The organism is Polymorphospora rubra, assembly GCF_018324255.1.
Lineage (GTDB): Bacteria > Actinomycetota > Actinomycetes > Mycobacteriales > Micromonosporaceae > Polymorphospora > Polymorphospora rubra.
Genome location: NZ_AP023359.1, coordinates 1,065,143 through 1,082,399 on the forward strand (window position 1 = coordinate 1,065,143; position 17,257 = coordinate 1,082,399).

General features: G+C 71.6%; 17 protein-coding genes and 1 pseudogene. 4 read left to right on the forward strand and 14 right to left on the reverse strand.

Annotated features, from left to right (window positions below):
* Nucleotides 1-6: 6 nt before the first annotated feature.
* On the reverse strand, nt 7-990 hold the full coding sequence (locus Prubr_RS04665) for a hypothetical protein (protein ID WP_246568307.1): 984 nt from the start codon (nt 988-990) through the stop codon (nt 7-9).
* Between the two features lie 392 nt (nt 991-1,382).
* Here Prubr_RS04665 and Prubr_RS04670 point away from each other — a divergent pair, with 392 nt between their 5' ends.
* Both Prubr_RS04670 and Prubr_RS04675 read left to right on the forward strand, forming a co-directional pair.
* Nucleotides 1,383-4,766 carry a reprolysin-like metallopeptidase gene (locus Prubr_RS04670; protein WP_246568309.1) on the forward strand — a complete coding sequence of 1,128 codons (3,384 nt, stop codon included), beginning with the start codon at nt 1,383-1,385 and terminating at the stop codon, nt 4,764-4,766.
* A gap of 157 nt (nt 4,767-4,923) precedes the next feature.
* Complete coding sequence (locus Prubr_RS04675; RefSeq protein WP_212821981.1) at nt 4,924-5,697, forward strand: SIR2 family NAD-dependent protein deacylase; 774 nt, start codon at nt 4,924-4,926, stop codon at nt 5,695-5,697.
* A 20-nt stretch (nt 5,698-5,717) separates the two neighbouring features.
* Here Prubr_RS04675 and Prubr_RS04680 read toward each other — a convergent pair whose 3' ends face one another.
* Both Prubr_RS04680 and Prubr_RS04685 read right to left on the reverse strand, forming a co-directional pair.
* Nucleotides 5,718-5,900, reverse strand: coding sequence for a hypothetical protein (locus Prubr_RS04680; RefSeq protein WP_212821983.1), 183 nt, complete (start codon nt 5,898-5,900; stop codon nt 5,718-5,720).
* 80 nt (nt 5,901-5,980) lie between these two features.
* Complete coding sequence (locus Prubr_RS04685) at nt 5,981-6,646, reverse strand: class I SAM-dependent methyltransferase (protein ID WP_246568310.1); 666 nt, start codon at nt 6,644-6,646, stop codon at nt 5,981-5,983.
* A 261-nt stretch (nt 6,647-6,907) separates the two neighbouring features.
* Here Prubr_RS04685 and Prubr_RS04690 point away from each other — a divergent pair, with 261 nt between their 5' ends.
* Nucleotides 6,908-7,480 (forward strand): helix-turn-helix domain-containing protein, encoded by a 573-nt coding sequence (locus tag Prubr_RS04690; RefSeq protein ID WP_212821987.1) that lies wholly within the window; start codon nt 6,908-6,910, stop codon nt 7,478-7,480.
* A 47-nt stretch (nt 7,481-7,527) separates the two neighbouring features.
* Here Prubr_RS04690 and def read toward each other — a convergent pair whose 3' ends face one another.
* Nucleotides 7,528-8,076, reverse strand: a complete 549-nt coding sequence (def, locus tag Prubr_RS04695) for a peptide deformylase (RefSeq protein WP_212821989.1) — start codon at nt 8,074-8,076, stop codon at nt 7,528-7,530.
* Nucleotides 8,077-8,171: 95 nt separating this feature from the next.
* On the opposite strand from def, the gene Prubr_RS04700 reads away from it, so the two are divergent.
* Nucleotides 8,172-9,395: a DUF2786 domain-containing protein gene (locus Prubr_RS04700; RefSeq protein ID WP_212821992.1), complete on the forward strand. Its 1,224-nt coding sequence runs from the start codon at nt 8,172-8,174 to the stop codon at nt 9,393-9,395.
* A 62-nt stretch (nt 9,396-9,457) separates the two neighbouring features.
* Here the strand turns inward: Prubr_RS04700 and Prubr_RS04705 are convergent, their stop codons facing one another.
* The 10 genes and pseudogenes from Prubr_RS04705 to Prubr_RS04755 form a co-directional block, all read right to left on the reverse strand.
* On the reverse strand, nt 9,458-9,961 hold the full coding sequence (locus Prubr_RS04705) for an O-acetyl-ADP-ribose deacetylase (protein ID WP_212821994.1): 504 nt from the start codon (nt 9,959-9,961) through the stop codon (nt 9,458-9,460).
* Nucleotides 9,962-10,041: 80 nt separating this feature from the next.
* A complete protein-coding gene (locus Prubr_RS04710; protein WP_212821996.1) occupies nt 10,042-10,821 on the reverse strand; it encodes a class I SAM-dependent methyltransferase in 780 nt (259 codons plus the stop codon).
* A 4-nt stretch (nt 10,822-10,825) separates the two neighbouring features.
* A pseudogene (locus Prubr_RS04720) lies at nt 10,826-11,562 on the reverse strand (ABC transporter permease).
* Nucleotides 11,552-11,782 (reverse strand): hypothetical protein, encoded by a 231-nt coding sequence (locus Prubr_RS04725; RefSeq protein WP_212822002.1) that lies wholly within the window; start codon nt 11,780-11,782, stop codon nt 11,552-11,554. The pseudogene Prubr_RS04720 and the gene Prubr_RS04725 overlap by 11 nt, the downstream one beginning before the upstream one ends.
* Entirely contained in the window at nt 11,782-12,456 is a 675-nt protein-coding gene (locus tag Prubr_RS04730) for an ABC transporter ATP-binding protein (RefSeq protein ID WP_212822003.1), read from the reverse strand. The genes Prubr_RS04725 and Prubr_RS04730 overlap by 1 nt, the downstream gene beginning before the upstream one ends.
* Nucleotides 12,453-13,226, reverse strand: coding sequence for a CPBP family intramembrane glutamic endopeptidase (locus tag Prubr_RS04735; RefSeq protein WP_212822004.1), 774 nt, complete (start codon nt 13,224-13,226; stop codon nt 12,453-12,455). Before Prubr_RS04735 ends, Prubr_RS04730 begins: the two co-directional genes overlap by 4 nt.
* Nucleotides 13,223-13,900 (reverse strand): CPBP family intramembrane glutamic endopeptidase, encoded by a 678-nt coding sequence (locus Prubr_RS04740; RefSeq protein ID WP_212822005.1) that lies wholly within the window; start codon nt 13,898-13,900, stop codon nt 13,223-13,225. Before Prubr_RS04740 ends, Prubr_RS04735 begins: the two co-directional genes overlap by 4 nt.
* A complete protein-coding gene (locus Prubr_RS04745; protein ID WP_212822007.1) occupies nt 13,875-15,236 on the reverse strand; it encodes a YcaO-like family protein in 1,362 nt (453 codons plus the stop codon). The genes Prubr_RS04740 and Prubr_RS04745 overlap by 26 nt, the downstream gene beginning before the upstream one ends.
* The gene (locus tag Prubr_RS04750) at nt 15,233-16,300 is read right to left on the reverse strand and encodes a TOMM precursor leader peptide-binding protein (protein ID WP_212822008.1); all 1,068 of its coding nucleotides are present in this window, start codon (nt 16,298-16,300) and stop codon (nt 15,233-15,235) included. The genes Prubr_RS04745 and Prubr_RS04750 overlap by 4 nt, the downstream gene beginning before the upstream one ends.
* A 4-nt stretch (nt 16,301-16,304) precedes the next feature.
* Nucleotides 16,305-17,240, reverse strand: a complete 936-nt coding sequence (locus Prubr_RS04755; protein ID WP_212822009.1) for a SagB/ThcOx family dehydrogenase — start codon at nt 17,238-17,240, stop codon at nt 16,305-16,307.
* Between the last annotated feature and the right edge of the window lie 17 nt (nt 17,241-17,257).

The window sequence follows — 17,257 nt, forward strand, 5'->3', positions numbered from 1 at the left end:
GTGAGGCTAGCGGTACCTGAACGGCCGCCAGGACCGCCCCGCGATCTTCGGTGGCCCGGTCAGCGTCGGTTTGATCGCGTGCCAGGTGGCCCGCCACTTCGCGGGTGGCCGGGCCAGGGTGGCGCACACCTCGCGCGCGAGTTCCTCGGGACCGCGGCCGCGTACCGGGGTGTCGATGAAGATCTGGTAGTCGTCGTCGAGTCCGAGCGCGACGCGGAACGTGTCGTCGCGATAGTCGTGGGCGACCCAGTCGGGCCTGAGCCCGTGGCGGAGCAGCCGGTCCCGGTCGACGCCGGTCAGCACGAGGCGTCCGGTGGTCCGTGCCGGGGTCTCCCAGGAGTGGTCGGCGGCGACCCGGGCGATCTCGGCGTCGTACCCGGCCGCGGCGAAGGTGACGGCCCGGTGCATGGGCACCTCCTTCGACCACTCCCAGTGCACCCGGTCGCCGTCGCGGCTGATGGTGACGTCGGTGGACCCGCAGCCGTACACGCCGCACGTGCAGCGGGCGACGGGTACGGTGCGCGGCCGGTCGGTGGCTGCCAGGCGACTCGTCGGGATGAGCAGGTCGTACGGATCCATGCCGAGCCCGGCGCCGGCGGACGTCATCTCGGCGCCGTTGACGTGGACCAGCACCTGGAAGTCGCCGCCGGCCGGGCTCTGCGCCGGCCGCACCTCCAGCCGGAGGGTGTCGACTCCCGGCCGGCGGGTCGTCCCGCCGCCCGCCGCCACGGCGTAGCCGGTGGGAACAGTGCCGGGGCGGGGAATCCGGAGTTCGTCCAACGCCGTGCGGACGAGTTCGCGGATGTCCCACGAGGAGTCCCGTGCCGACGCGCCGGCGAGTTCGCGCAGCGCCGGTGAGTCCAGCCCGTCGACCAGCGCCCGGCAGGCGGCATCGATCATGTCCGCCGGGCCGTACCCGGAGTCGACGTCCCACCGCGTCGCGGCGTCGTACAGGCGTTGCTCGGCGGACTCACCGTTGTCGTCGACCACGTACCCCATCTTTCGCGACCGGCGTCCGGGCCGCACGCGGGTTGGGTGCCGGGCAGGTATTGCTGCCGCGGCCCACAGCGAATTCGGCGTATCCACACTGAATTCGCTGTCAGCCACGACAGGTGTATGCCGCCAGGACGCTTCGGACGGCACGGCGCTTCGACCCCCTGGCCGGGCGACTGCTCGTGGAACGAGACATCCATACATGTCCCGAAGAAAACGGCCTTGTAACGTTTTGATCATGAATGGCGGTCAGCGATTATGTGAATCCCCTGTGTACCGGCCGTATGGCTGATGTTGCCGGATATGACGGGCGGCCTAGCGTCGGAGGACTCCCTGAAAGATCCACACCGGCGCGTGTGCCGCGCGCCGGGGCAGAAGGAGACGACAACTTGAGATTCCCTCCGACACCTACCGGCCGGGGCCGGCGCGGGCGGGTCGCCGGCGCTCTGACCGCCGTACTGGCGGTGGCCCTGCTGCCGGCGCTGAGCCCGACCGGGGCGACCGCCGCGCCGCCGCCCGCCCCGACCGGGCCGTGGCACAAGGTGGGCGGTGCCCCCGCCGCCGCCCGCGGCGGGCAGCCCGCCGACATCCAGGCCAGCAAGCTGGCCGCGTACACCCTCGACCGGGACACGATCGCCGCCCAGCTCGAGCGGGCGCCCGACGAGTCCGCTCGGGTCGCCGCGCGGCAGGCGCCGCTGGTCCTCACCGTGCCCGCCCCGGACGGCAAGCTGCAACGGTTCGAGGTCTTCGACTCGCCGGTCATGGAAGAGGGGCTGGCGGCCAAGCACCCGGACATCAAGACGTACGCCGGTAAGGGCCTGGACGACACCACGGCGACGATCCGCGCCGACCTGACGCCGCTGGGCTTCCACGCCTCGGTGCGCTCGTCGGACGGCCCCTGGTACGTCGACCCGTACTTCCGGGACCAGAGCGTCTACGCCAGCTACTACGCCCACGACCTGGTGAACACCAAGGGCCCGCTGGTCGAGCGCGAGGACGTCGGGCACATGCACCACGATCTCGAGGACGAGATCGCGGCGATGGAGCAGGACGAGACCGGGCCGAAGGTGCAGCTGCGCACCTACCGGCTGGCCCTGGTCACCGACCCGTCGTACGCGAACTACTTCGGCGCGGACAACGTGACCGCGGCCAAGGTGACGCTGATCAACCGGGTGACCCAGATCTACGAGGACGAGACCGCGATCCGGCTCGTGCTGATCAACGACACCGACAAGACGAACCTGAACACGGTCGAGATGGCGGCCGGACCGAACGGTCCGTGCGGCTCGTCGCCGTGTTACACCGAGGCGCAGCTGACCGGCTGCACCGGCGGCACCCTGAACCGCAACCGGATCGTCCTCGGCCAGCTCGTCGGCGCCAGCAACTACGACGTCGGGCACATCGGCTTCGGCCTGCCCGGTGGCGGCGTCGCCGGCCTCGGCGTGGTCGGCGGCGACGGCAAGGCCCGTGGCTGCACCGGCCTGCCGAACCCGATCGGTGACTTCTTCGCGGTCGACTACGTGGCGCACGAGATCGGCCACCAGTTCGCCGGTAACCACACCTTCAACGGCACGCAGTGGAACTGCTCCGGCGGCAACCGCAGCGCCGCGAACTCGTACGAGCCGGGCAGCGGTTCGTCGATCATGGCGTACGCCGGCATCTGCCAGCAGGACAACCTCCAGCCGCACAGCGACCCGTACTGGTCGCAACGCACCTACACCGAGATCACCACGTTCATCAACTCGGCCCGGCCGGCGATCAACGAGGTGCAGACGGTCTCGCTGCGGGACTTCGACACCGACGGTGACTCGTTCAGCATCCGCTACCGCAACCAGCTCTCGGCGCCGATCGTGCGCGGCACGAACTACACGACCGCCGGCATCAAGGCCGCGATCGAGGGCATCGCCAACTGGCCGGCCGGCGCCACCGTCACCGTCGCGGCGTTCGGCGGCAGCGGGACGCTCAACGACTACGGCTTCCAGGTCACCTTCAACGGCGGCCCGCTGGCGCAGACCAACGTGACGTCGCTGACCCTGGGCAACCTCAACGGGGTCACCGGCTTCGTCGGCGAGACCGCCAAGGGCGGCCCGGTCGACAACGCCGGCTGGAAGATCGAGGAGACCAGCAACCACGCCCCGGTCGTCACCGTGCCGGAGACGTTCACGATCCCGGTCCGTACGCCGTTCGCCCTGACCGGCAGCGCGACCGACGCCGACGGCGACGCGCTGACCTACCTGTGGGAGCAGAACGACCGCGGCGGCATCAGCGGTGGCAGCACCGCCGGCACCGGCCTGGTCGACAACGTCAAGACCAACGGCCCGCTGTTCCGGGTCTTCGGCGAGGCGGCCATCGTCAGCAACTCCGACACCCAGCAGTACCACTCGCCGGGGCTGAACGCGGTCGACAACAACCCGACCCGGGTCTTCCCCGACGTCAAGCAGATCCTGGCGAACAACACCAACGCCAAGACCGGCGCCTGCGCCGCCGCACCGGCGCCGCCGGCCAGCGGCAGCGCCTCCAACGTGCCGGCGGCCCTGGTCGACTGCTACTCGGAGTTCCTGCCGACCGCCGACTGGGTCGGCTACGACAACGACCGGACGATGCACTTCAAGCTCACCGCCCGGGACACCCGGCCGGGTGGCGGCGGCGTCGGCAGCGCGCAGACCGCGCTGGTGCTCGCCCCGGAGGCCGGGCCGTTCCTGGTCACCTCGCAGGAGACCCCGTCGTTCCTGCTCGGCGGCTCGTCCCAGACGATCACCTGGGACGTGGCCAACACCAACGTCGCCCCGGTCAACGCGACCAACGTGAAGATCTCGCTGTCGGTCGACGGCGCGAAGACCTTCCCGTACGTGCTGGCGGAGTCGACGGCCAACAACGGCAGCGCGACCGTGACGCTGCCGAACATCACCACGACGACCGCGCGGATCAAGATCGAGGCGATCGGCAACGTCTTCTTCGACCTCAACGACGCGGACATCCGCATCGACCAGGTCCGGGGCGCGGAGGTCACCTACACCGGCGACACGCTGGCGTACGCGACCGACGGGGCCGGCTCGGCCCAGGTGATGCTCCAGGCGAAGGTGACCGGCGAGGCCGGTGACGTCCGGGGCACGCCCGCCACGTTCAAGGCGGGCGACACCACGCTGTGCAGCACCGAGGTCAAGCTCGTGGCGTCCGACGTGACGGGCGGCTCGGCCGGCTGTGTGGCCACGCTGCCGATCGGCACGACCGAGGTGACCGCGGTGGTCGCCGGCCGCTACAACGGCACCGCCACCGGCACCGTCAAGGTCGTGGCCCCGAGCGGGATCCTGTTCAACGGCACGGGCTACCTCAAGGGCGGCCGTACGGCCGGCGCCTACCCGCTGGACGACGACCACCGGATCGAGCTGAACCTGGACGCGAAGTTCAACAACACCAGCGGCAACCTGGTCGGCAAGGTCCTGGTCGGCTACCGCTCGGGTGACAAGCGGTACAAGTTCCAGGGCTCGGAACTGCTGTCCTACGGCGCGGAGAAGGGGCGGACCTCCCGGGTCGCGCAGGCACGCTACAACGTGTCGCTGTTCGACCTGTCCACCCCGCAGAACCCGGTGGAGGTCGCCACCGGGCTGACCCTGCGGGTCACCGCGACCGACAACGGCGGCCCCGGCCGCCGGGACACCGTGTCGATCACGGTGTGGGACGGGGAGCGGCTGCTGTTCTCGTCCGACTGGAACGGCACGGTGAGCGAGGAGATCAACCTGACCGCCTCCGGCGGTGACCTCGTCATCAGCTGAGCTGTCGGCAAGGTGGGGGCGCCGGACGACATGTCCGGCGCCCCCGTTTCGTTGTGACCAGGTGTGTCCGGCGGTGCCGCCTGGGGCCGGGCCGACCGCCGTTCGCGTCTGACAAACGGATCGCCCGGGGTCACGGTCGCGGCTAGCATCGGCGGCCATGGACGAGGCGATCGCTGAATGGACCCGGGATGTCAGCCGGGTCGCGGTGCTGACCGGGGCGGGCATCTCCACCGACTCCGGCATCCCCGACTACCGGGGCCCGGACGGGGTGTGGACCCGTGACCCGGCCGCCGCCGACGTCTTCACCTACGCCCGGTTCATGTCCGATCCGCAGGTGCGCACCCGGTTCTGGCGCCGCTACGTCGACCACGCGGCCTGGCACGCCGCACCGAACGCCGGCCACCGGGCGCTCGCGGACCTGGAGCGGTCGGGTCGCGCCGTACGGATCCTGACCCAGAACATCGACGGCCTGCACCAGAAGGCCGGGTCGAGCCCGCGCAAGGTGTTGGAGTTGCACGGCACCATGCACGAGGTGGTGTGCACCGGCTGCCGGACGCGGACGCCGTCGGCCACCGTCCTCTCCCGGGTCGCGGCCGGGGAAGCGGATCCGAGTTGCCCGGACTGCGGTGCGATCCTCAAGCTGGGCGTGGTCATGTTCGGCGAACACCTGAACCCGGCGACGATCTCCGCCGCGGAGCAGGTCGCCCGGGCCTGTCACCTGATGCTCGCGGTCGGCAGTTCGTTGCAGGTGGAGCCGGCCGCGTCGCTGTGTGCCGTCGCGGTCGAGGCCGGCGCCCGGCTGGTGATCGTCAACCGGGATCCGACGCCGTACGACGCGCTGGCCGCGGGCCTGGTGCGGGAACCGATCGGTGCGGTGCTCCCCCGGATCACCGCCGCCCTGGCCGACAGCGCCTCACGGGCCGCCGGCTGACGGCCGCACGCGGAGCCCGGTCAGCGCCCCCACGCGCTCCGGTGCGCCCGCCCGGGCCACCGGACCGCGAGGCTGGCGAGCATGAACACCGTGTAGGAGATGGCGTACGGCGCCCATCCGCCGCCCTGAAGCACGACGACCACCGCCATGACCAGGGCCGTGATCGTCGCGGTCGCCAGCATCTCCAGCCAGTACGCCTTCATGTCCACGCCCCGATCGCCTGCGACATCGCGGTTTCCTGTGCGTCATTCTCCCATCGGCCGGCAGGAACGCGAAGCGGTTCCTACGCCGGTTTGCGGGCCCGGACCGCGAACGTGATCGGAACGGGGCCGCCGCCCTCGTCGAACCGTTCGAGCACCAGCCCGGCGTCGAGGAACGTGTGCAGCAGTTCGGGCAGCGGCCGGTGCATGGCACCGACCTTGTCGCGTACGCCCTGGTCGGTCCAGGACTCGTGGGTCCAGTACGTGTCCAGGTAACCGGGCCTGATGACGACGGCGGCACTGTCGGCGCGGTCGGCGAACCCGCCGCAGAACGCCGGATGTACTCCGATGTGGACGAGCACGCCGCCGGGCCGCAGGACCCGGGCCGCCTCGCGTACGACGTCGGGGTAGTCCGGCATGTCGGTGTGCACCATCACCGTGATCGCGGCGGGTACGGCGTTGTCACGTACCGGGATCCGTCGCGCGTCGGCCCGGGCGATCGGCAGCCGTCCCCGGGCGTGGCGCAGCATGCCGGCGGAGAGGTCCACGCCGAGCGGGGTCCAGCCCAGCGACCGGATCTGCCTGGCGTGGGTGCCGGTGCCACAGCCGATCTCCAGGCACCGGCCGGCGCCGGGACCCAACAGGCCGGCGAGAAGGCGCCGGACGCCGATCGGGTCGGAATCACCCTGTTCGCCCAGGAACTCGGTCTCGTACCAGTCCGCTATCCCGTCGTATGCCGCCAGTCGCACCATACGATCCTCCCCGGGTTCGCGCGCCGCGGTCCGCCGCGCAGCATCCATTGGCTCCCACGTCGGCCGTTCCCGCCAACCTGTTCGCGGTCAGCGCAAGCCCGTCTGGTGCCCAAGATCCCGGTGATCAGGGAGCTGGAGCCTGGACGCGCCGACGACACGCGCGACTTGATCCCTGATCACCGGGATCTTGAGGCACCGGGGATCTTGGGGCACGAAAGCGGGAGGCAAACGTGCTTGCTGTCGTGGCAACCTGGGACGATGGACGACAACCTGGACAGCGTGCTCGCCGCGGTCGGCCCCCGCCTGCGTACGCTCCGCCGGCAGCGGGAAATCACCCTGGCCAACCTCGCCGCGACGACCGGCATCTCGGTGTCGACCCTGTCCCGGCTGGAGTCCGGCCAGCGCCGCCCCACCCTCGAACTGCTCCTGCCGCTCGCCCGGGCGTACGGGGTGCAGATCGACGAACTCGTCGGCGCGCCGCCGACCGGCGATCCCCGGGTCCACCTGCGCCCGGTCACCCGCAACGGCATGACGATGATCCCGCTGACCCGCCGCGCCGGCGGCGTACAGGCGTACAAGCTGATCATTCCGGAGCGCACGGACCCCGACCCGCAGGTCCACGAGGGGTACGAGTGGATCTACGTGCTGAACGGCCGGCTCCGGCTGGTCCTGGGCGACAAGGACCTGGTGCTCGCCGAGGGCGAGGCCGCCGAGTTCGACACCCGGGTGCCGCACTGGTTCGGCAGCGCCGAGCCCGGCCCCGTCGAGGTGCTCAGCCTCTTCGGCCGGCAGGGCGAACGCGCGCACCTGCGGGCCCGGACGGTGGCCTGATCAGCGGGTCGGGTACGGCACCCCGGCAGGACAGCGGACGGGTCGGGTCACCACTCTCCGTCGGTCCCGGCGCCGACACCGGGGTGCTCGGCGCTGGCGGTGAGCATCTTCTTGCGCTGCCGGGCGGGCAGCCGGTCGACGTACGCGAGGCCCTCGAGATGGTCGACCTCGTGCTGGAAGCAGCGGGCCAGGGTGCCGGTGCCGTCGAGACGGATCGGCGCGCCGTGCCGGTCGAAGCCGGTGACCGAGGCGGTCGCGGCCCGGGCCAGGTCGGCCCGCTCACCCGGTACGGAGAGACAGCCCTCGGAGTCGAGGACCAGGTCCCGCTGGTCGGGCAGGTGCAGGACGGGATTGACCACGTGGGCGACGGTGTGGACGCCGGTGGCGTCGGGGCAGTCGACGACGAAGATCCGCGCGTCGACGCCGATCTGGTTGGCGGCCAGGCCCACCCCGTGGGCGGCGTACATGCTGGCGAACATGTCTTCGATCAGCGCCGCGAGGGCGTCGTCGAACTCGGTCACCGGCGCGCACCGCCGGTGCAGGACCGGGTTGCCGTAGCGGGTGATCGGCCTCGGGGTACCGGAACGCGTCTCCACAGCTGCCCATCCTAGGCAGTTACCGGAGAACGGCGATACGGTGCGCGGGGCGGTGCCCGGACGGTCGGCGACCCGACCGCCGTACCCTGGTCCTGGTGACGGGGGTACGGGACAGGATCGAGGCGGTGGTCCGCGGCACCGTCGGCTACGAGGCCGGGCTGGACGCGCTGACCGTCACCCCGGCCGCCGAGGTGGATCCGGTGCTGGTCGACGTCCTGCACGACGCGTTCGCGCGGCTGTGGCGGGGCGGTTGGCAGCCGGTCGAGCTGCACCGGGTCGTGGCCCGCAACGGCACGGTGACGCAGGCCCACCTGGTGACCGACGCGGTCGCCGCGTATCTGCGCGGGTTCCCCCGCAAGAGCGTCGACGAGCGGTGGCTGAGCCAGGCCGCCACGCTGGGCGCGCACGTCTGGTGGCGCGACTCCGCCAGCTACCTCGGCGAGCTGGCGGCCAGTTGGAAGTTCGACCGGGTGGCCGTACTCGACCTGGTGTTGACCCTGCTCGGGATCCTGGCCGAGCTGCCGCCGATCGAGGTGCTGGTCCCGCCGCCCGGCACCGCCGCCCGGCCCGCGAAGACCGGTCCGCGCGGCCGGCTCGACCCCCTGCTGGACCGGGTACGTGCCCTGCTGGCCAAGGCGGAGTCGACCACCTACCCGGCCGAGGCCGAGGCGTACACGGCCAAGGCCCAGGAACTGATCGCCCGGCACAGCCTGGACGAGGTCCTGTCGGCCGTCCGGGACGGTGACGCGACGGTGGTGCCGTTCGCGCGACGGATCGGCGTCGACCACCCGTACGAGAGCGAGAAGGCGTCGCTGCTGGACGCGGTGGCCCGGGCCAACCGCTGCCACCTGGTGTGGTCGCCGGAGTTCGGGTTCGCCACCGTCTTCGGCTTCGACGCCGACATCGACGCGGTCGACCTGCTCCACACCTCGCTGCTGGTGCAGGCGCACCGGGCGATGGCACAGGCCGAGCCGCCGGGTGGCAAGGCCGGTCGGGCCAGGCTGAAGGCGTTCCGGCAGTCGTTCCTGGTGGCGTTCGCGGTGCGGATCGGTGAGCGGCTGGCCGGCGCCGCGAAGGCCGCCCTGGAGCAGGCGGTCCAGCCCGCCGGCACCGGCACCGGCGCCGGCGCGGAGCCCGGTCCCGCGGCGGGGAGCGATCTGCTGCCGGTGCTCGCCGCCCGCGACGAACAGGTCCGCGAGACGATGGACCGGGTCTTCCCGCGTACGGTCCGGGGCCGGGGCAGCCGGGTCGACAGCCGCGAGGGCTGGGAGTCCGGTCGGGCCGCCGCCGACCGGGCCAGCCTCGGCACCGGCGGCTGACCGGCCGCCCGTCCCGGCGAGGTGGACGGTCCGGTGGCCCGGCGGGAGCCGTCGGGTGGTGCTCAGTCCCGTAGCGCGGCGGCGAGCAGGTCGTGGGTTTCCGCGTCGAAGGCCACCAGGCGCACGCGTTCGACCCCGGTGGCGGTGGCCCGGATGGTCGCCACCGCGATCCGGGCCGCCTGCTCCGGTGGGAAGCCGTAGACACCGGTGGCGATCGCGGGAAAGGCCACGCTGCCGGCGCCGATCTCGTCGGCCACCGCGAGACCGCGCCGGTAGCAGGAGGCCAGCACCTCCGCCTCGCCGTGGCCGCCGCCCTCCCAGACCGGCCCGACGGTGTGGATCACGTGCCGGATCCGTGGCCCGAGGTCGAACGCGGGGGTGGCGACCGCGTCCCCGGGCAGGCAGGGGGCGACGGCGGCGCCGGCCCGCGCGAGGCTCGGCCCCGCCGCCCGGTGGATCGCGCCGTCCACGCCGCCGCCGCCGAGCAGCGACTCGTTCGCGGCCGTCACGACCGCGTCCACGTCCTCCTCGGTGATGTCACCGAGCACCACTTCGATCCTGGTCATGGCGCCGATGATGGCACGGTTCCCGCCCGGTCGCGGGTGCCGCGTCCGGGACGCCGCCCGACCGGCAACGGTTCGCGGGGTCAGGCGGGGCGCAGCAGGACGACGCCGTCGAGGACGCGGCGGCTGGCCGGTACCGGCGGCCCCACCGGCCGACCCGTCGGCCGGGCGGCGGGCCGCCGCACCGGCAGCAGTCGGTAGTCGGCGACGACCCAGCCGGTCCGCTCGACGGTGTCCATCGACTCGAGGCCGTGCAGGGTGAGGCCGGCCTGTGCCCGGCCGGCGACCGCCGCCATCGCCCGCGCCGAGTCCGCCGACACCACGTCGGCGAGCCAGCCGGTCACCGCCGGCAGCCCGGCCAGCGCGGTCGCGAGGGCGTCGAGGTCGGTCGGCGGCAGGTAGACCAGGAGCCCTTCGGTCACCAGGACGGTCGGGCCGGCGACGGCCAGCGCCGGCAACCCGCGTATGTCGCCGGGGACCCGGCGGACCGGACAACTCGGCGTTGCCCCGTCGAGCACCGCCGCCTTGCGGGCCAGGATCTCGGGCGCGTCGACCTCGACGTACTCCCGGCAGCCGGAAAGATCCAGCCGGTACGGCCGGGTGCACAGCCCGGCACCGAGGTTGACCACGGTGGCGCCCGGGTGGCGTCGTACCTCGTCCAGCAGCAGCCCGTCGATGATCGTGGTCCGGTGCACGACCTCGTCCCGGCCGGCGGCGAGCAGGGCCCGGCCGGCCGCGTCGAGGGCGTCCAGGAACAGGTCGGCGTACGGGTCGGTGAGCCGAGGCGTGGGCTGACGGGCCTCCTCGGCCCGGCACGCGGCGGCGACGAGGGCGGTCGCCTGGATCTCCCCGGCTACTGGCACCGGTCTACTCCCAGCGGAAGAGCCAGGCCGACACCGCCGCGCAGACGGCCAGGGTGCCGGCGAGCACGCCGATGCCCAGGCCGAGGGAGTCGCCGCCCCGGTCGAGCCAGGCCCACTTCAGCGCGTCGATCGCGTACGTCAGCGGCAGCGCGTCGGCGATCCGCTGCATCCCGTCCGGCATGATCTCCAGCGGCACGGTGGCCCCGGTCAGGAAGATCATCGGGAAGTAGACGATGTTGGCGATGACGATCGCGGTCTGCTCGCTGGGGCGAGGGAGGCGATGACCATGCCGATGCCGAACATGGCGGCCGCCGCCAGCAGCGCGATCCCGACGAACGCGGCCAGGTGGGCGGGCGGGTTGAGCCCGTACGCGAGCATGCCGACGACGATGAGCAGGATCGTGCCGCCGGCGCAGATCGCGACGTTGATCAGCACCTGGGCGGTCAGGAACTGGCCGGGCCGGGCCGGGGTGGCGCGCAGCCGGCGCAGGAAGCCGCGCGAGCGGTACTCCACCATGCCGAGCGGGAAGCTCATCAGCCCGGCAACCGCGACGACGAGCCCGACGTACGCCGGCACCGAGACGTCGACGGTGCCGAGCCCGTCGAACTGCTCGCTGGGGTCGTTGCCGTAGATGCCGCCGAAGATGGCCAGCACCATGACCGGGAAGGCCAGGCCGAAGAAGAGCGGCGGGAAGTTGCGCAGCATGCGCTTGGCCTCGAACGCGAGCACGTTAGTGAACATGGGTCTGCTCTTCCGACAGGGTGAGGTAGACGTCTTCCAGCGAGGCGGCCAGTGGCCGGGCGGCGATGCCCCGGTCGGCGAGCACCTCGTCGACGCGCTCGCGGGACCCGGCGTCCTCGGCGCGGACGAGCAGCCGGTTGCCGGCCGGGGTGACACTGACCCCGGCCAGGGCGGTGAGTTGGGCGCGCAGGGCGGTATCGGCGGCGACACCTTCGAGCATCAGCCGGTCGCCGCCGCCGGCGTGCTCGCGGACCAGTTCGGTGGGCGAGCCCGTCGCGACGAAGCGCCCTTGACCAGGACGGCGACCCGGTCGCATAGGTATTCGATCTCTTCCATGTGGTGCGAGGTGAGCAGGATGGTCAGTCCGTCGTTGTTGCGCCGCCGCAACTCCTCCCAGATGACCCGGCGGGCGGCCGGGTCGAGGCCGGTGGTCAGCTCGTCGAGGAAGACCACGTCGGGGCGGCCGAGCAGGGCCAGCGCGAGCGACAGCCGCTGCTGCTGGCCGCCGGAGAGCTTGGCGACCTGCTTCTTGCGGTGGCCGGTCAGACCGAACTGTTCGAGCAGTTCGGGATAGCCGGCCCCATCGGGGTAGAAGCCGGCGAACAGGCGACACACGTCGTCGACCGACGCCCGGGGCGGGTAGGCGGAGTGCTGGAGCTGCACACCGGCGATCCGGGCCATCCGGTCGCGGTCGACGCGCGGGTCGATTCCGCCGACCCGGATCTCGCCGGCGTCGGGGCGGCGCAGCCCTTCGAGGCATTCGAGCAGGGTGGTCTTGCCCGCGCCGTTGGGGCCGATCACCCCGACGATTTCTCCTTTGTCGACGGTCAGGTCGACCCGATCGACCGCCACCACCTCGCCGTAGCGGACGGTGACGCCTTTGGCCTCGATCACCCGGGCCTCCTCATCTGTGGCGGGCCGGCCGGGACGGTGGCCCGCTGGGCGCTGGTGTTGGTGTAGTACCCCGCGAACGAGGCGTGCACGAGCAGAGCCGGCAGCACGCTCGCCTCCACGATGGTCAGCAGCCCGCACACCAGCGACAGCACGACGCTGGACACGGCGAGCACGAACGCCTGGAGCCGCTGCTCGGTCAGCAGCACCTGGGCGGTGGTGAAGATCAGGCCGCTCACCACGACCGCGAGCCAGGCCGGGGCACCGGCGACGAGCAGCCCGGCGAGCAGCACGCCGCGGAAGACGAACTCCTCGACGGCCGCGCTGATCATCGGTACGCTCCACCGCCAGCGGCGGGGCAGGACCAGGATCTCCTGCACCCAGCGCACCCCGGAGACCGCTCCCGGTACGTCGACGCGCGGCGCGAAGGCGTAGAGCAGCGACATGGCGAACGAGGTGAGCGCGCTCGCCCCGACGACCGCGAGCAGGGTACGCCCGATGCCCGCCCAGCCGACGTCCCAGCTCAGTACGCCCACCACGTCGACGTCGCCGAGCCAGGCCAGCACCGCCGCGGCGAGCAGGCCGAGGGCGAGGTAGATGACGGTGCCCAGGATCGGGAAGACGTACTTCGCGGGCAGGCTGGTGCGGGAGGCGACCGCGAGCCGGATCTGCTGCCGGCGGCGCGGGTCGGCGAACGGCAGCCGGTAGAGCGCCAGCCAGGCCGCGGTCACGACGACCGACAGCCCGGCGAACAGCCAGACCTGCCCGGTCACGGGCGGTTCCAGCGTGGCAGCAGCACGAGCACCACCAGGTTCTGTACGACGTGGGCGATCAGGGGTACGAGCAGACTATGTCCACTCAGGACAAAAAGCGCGCCGAGCCAGAGTCCGGTGAGGGTCTTCTGGGCCACGGTCAGCCAGCCGTAGTAGAGGTGGTTGAGGCCGTAGACGAGCGCGGTCAGGCCGATCGCGAGCGGGCTGAGCAGGCCGAACGGGTCCAGCAGCAGGCCGAGGGCGACGCTGCGGAAGAGGATCTCCTCGGCGACGGCGATGCCGAGGGCGGCCAGCACCCGCAGCGGGCCGAGCCCGACCCGCTCGTGCACCCCGATGCCGCCGACCCGCTGCCGCCGGGCCAGCAGCACCCCGGCACCGAGCAGGTATTCCAGGAACGGGGCGGCCAGGCCGAGCACGACCGCGACGACGTACCAGAGGGGGTTGCCGGTGGTGAGGACGACCAGGCCGGCCGGAGCCACCGCCACCGCGAGGGCGGCGACGGCGAGCAGCGCGACGGCGAAGCCGACCTCGGGCGGGAACCGGCGGGCGGCGGCCGGGACGGCGCCCGGCCGCGGCGGCCCGCCGGCCCCGGTCAGGAGCAGCCGGAACGCCTGACCGGGGAACGCCACACTGACCAGCACCAGCAGGCTAAGGGAGAGGATGGGGGTGCTCATTGGTCACTCCGCCGTAGCTGAGCATGCGCGGGTGGGCCTTCGGCGGCATCCCGGGCAGGCACATGCTGAGCAGTTCCGGGATGAGGACCCGGACCACCTTCCAGTTGGTCTCGGCCAGTTCCGGGGGTGTGATGTCGAGGTAGCAGGCCCATTCGCTGACCCCGCCGACCATCCTGATCAGCGCGGTCAGGGTCTCCTCGTGGTCACCGAGGGCCGGGATCTCGCTGAGTTTCACCGAGGCGCCGGTGAACCGCTGGGCGATGATCTCCCGCTTGCGCCGGGCGTCCTGCGGGCTGGCGTAGAACAGGACGTTGGTGTCCAGGTCGAGGTAGGGCGAGGTGTTGACGGCCGCGTGCACCGAGGTGGTGTCGAAGAGGGCCGAGTACATGCCGAGGCCGGTGATCGCGGCGCTCTCCATCGTGCCGCGCAGCATCGCCGACCGCGGGTCGCCGTCACCCTGTACGCCGAAGCTGATCAGCGGCAGCGCGTCGGTCTTGCGGTCGAGGAAGACCCCGATGGTCGGCAGCGGCAGTTCGGGCCGGGTCAGGTAGCCGGCCTTGATCCGGTATTCCGAGTCGGCGCCGAGCTTCATGGTGTCCAGCACCCGGTGGACGTCCGGGTCGTCGACGACCACCGACGGGGCGGGGGTCGGCGTGTACCAGTTCAGGATGAACGAATCGATCTGTACGGCCTCGATGAGCGCGTTGCGCAGCGCCTTGTCGAGGCTGACGTGGGCGGCGGTCCCGGTGGAGAACGACGGGGTGAAGAGCAGGTCTTCGTGTTCCGGGCTTGTGGTGAAGCCGAGGAAGAACAGTTGGGCGGGGACCCAGACGTCCTCGCCGGGGCGGACCAGCGACGGGCAGCGTACCCAGGCGATCTTGTCGTCCTCGGTCGGCGGGCGGCCGGTGTAGCGGTGCAGCCGCTTGCTCAGCGCCTCCTGCTGGGCCGGGTCGAGGATGCCGAGCAGGTCCAGGGGCATGCACGCCCCCTCCTGGCTCAGTTCGCGCCGGGTGGCGTAGCGGAAGTCCTGGTCGAACATGCGGATGGCGGTCATCGCGCCGTACCGCTCGACGCTCTCCCCCATCATCTTGATGAAGGCTTCCTCGTTGTAGAGCCCGTACCCGCTGAGGTGGTACTGCACCTGGAGGTGCGGGTCGTTCATGATCGACCGGTGGTAGTGCGGCATGGTGGCCGTCATCGCCCGCATCTGCGGTTCGCCGGGGATGTCGGCGACCGAGACCAGGAAGCCGGGCATGATGCCGGTCTGGTTGCCGCCCAGGTGCCGGTAGCGCCGCAGCAGGTGCGGCATCGGCGGGTAGTGCGTCAGGCCGGTCACCGCAGCACCTCGGCGACGATCCGGTCGACGGCCGCCCGGCTGTTGAAGTTGATTTCCTTGAGTCGCTGCCGGGAGACCTTGCCGCAGGCCGGGCAGTTCGGCATCCGCAGCAGGTCCTGTGCCTGGATCTCCCAGGTCGGCAGGTGGATGCTCAGCGCCCGCCCGGAGAACCGCGAAGAGCCGACGGCGGCGTGCAGGTAGCCCTCGGTCAGCGCCATCACGGTCAGCATGCTCATCATCGGCGCATCGGTCGGCCGTTCGACCGCGGCGCCGATCGGCGACCGGGCGAAGTCGTGGTAGGTGACGTGGTCTTCGAGCCGGGCCAGGGACCGCTGCTCGAAGCACTCGAAGCAGCCGGTGTGCGGCGACTTGACGCCGACGACGGAGACGAACGGCCCGTCGATGAACGCGCTGACCCACGGCACGTCGGTGTATTCGAGCAGCCGGTTGAGGTTGCGCAGCAGCGGCAGCGACGGACGCTGGAAGCAGGTCACCACGGCGGCCGCCGCGGTGACGGCGGGCCGCAGGTCGGCGATGCCGCGCTCGGTGGCCAGGCCGTCGATCCGCGAGGTCAGGTCGGCGGTACCGAGCCGGTCGAGCAGGTCGGCGTCGGCGACGGTCAGCCGCAGCCGCATCCCCTCGGCCAACTGCCGGGCCTGGGTGGCCGACGCGCCGCAGTCGGTCAGGAACAGCACCTCGCCCTCCGGGGCCTCACCCCCGGTCGGGTACGGCGAGACGAGCCGGCCGAGCAGCGCGGCGGTGATCGCGTCCTGGATCGCGCCCTGGTCCGCGTCGACCAGCATCCCGGCCTGGGCGAGATCGGCGAAGAGGCGCTCGATGTTGGCCCGTTCGATCGGCAGCAGTTCCGGGTCGAGGTGGTCGGCCACGTCCACCGGGCCGGTGCCCAGCGCCCGCAGTGCCCCGCGTACGGATCGGGCCACGGCCGGCGACTCGGCGCTCACGTCGATGACGGCCTCCTCGAAGTTCCAGACGCCGGTTCGGATACGCATCCGCCCGGTGCCGTCCTCGATCAGCCGTGCGGTGCTGGCCAGCACATACGACACCGGTCTACTCCCCCTGTCCGACTACGGTGAGGTGGACGACGTGGCGGGTGTGCCCGTCCAGCCCCAACGCCTGTTCGATGGTCTGCTTGTCGTAACTGCCCTGGTCGCTGCCGGCCAGGGCGAGCGCGGTCCGGGCGAGGTGCAGGTTCTGCAGGATCGCGCCGACCTCGATGAGCCCGAACACCACACCGCCGTCACCGTATTTACGGGAGTTGTGGTAGAGGTTGTAGGCGAAGGTCAGCACAAATCCGGACTTCTTTACGTCCAGGTCCGGTGAGGACAGGATCTCGTTCGCGCTCTCGTCCGCCACCGGGGACAGCGCGTGCGCGTACGGCTGGTACTCGTAGACCCCGGCCGTCAGCCCGCTCACGTTGAAGACGTGCACGAAGAGCGACACCGGGTAGAGGCCGCCGCCGGAGGGCGCGTTGCGCAGCTTGATCACGCCGTGCGGGTCGGCCGGGTTGCCGTACGGCAGTTCGCCGGAGTTGCCCTGGCAGTGGAACAGCATGGTCGACAGGTCGGCCAGGCTGACCGGCTTTCCGCTGAACTCCCGGGTGCTGCGACGCATGGTGACCGCCGCGGTCAGCCCCGTCTTGAGCGTCTTCGGCTTCGGCAGCGCGATCGACTCCCGCAGGTCCTCTTCGAGGTCGGCGTGGCACGAGGTCAGGATCGCGTCCGGCTCGTAGAACCGGCCGATGCCGAGCTGGAAGCCGAGGCGGGCGTTGTCCGTGCGGTAGTTCAGCAGCAGCTGCTCACCGGCGAAGTCGTCGTCGGACGCCGCCCAGCGGCCGCGGACCACCACGTCGGGCGGGCTGACGACGGTCGAGGAGGAGTAGAGGGAGACAATGGTGTGCTGCATCGCGAACGAGCCGGTCTGGCGCAGGTAGCCGTGCCGGGACAGCGCCTCTTCGACTTCCTCTTTGGATCTCTCGTACGGCATGTGGTTCTCCGGGCCTT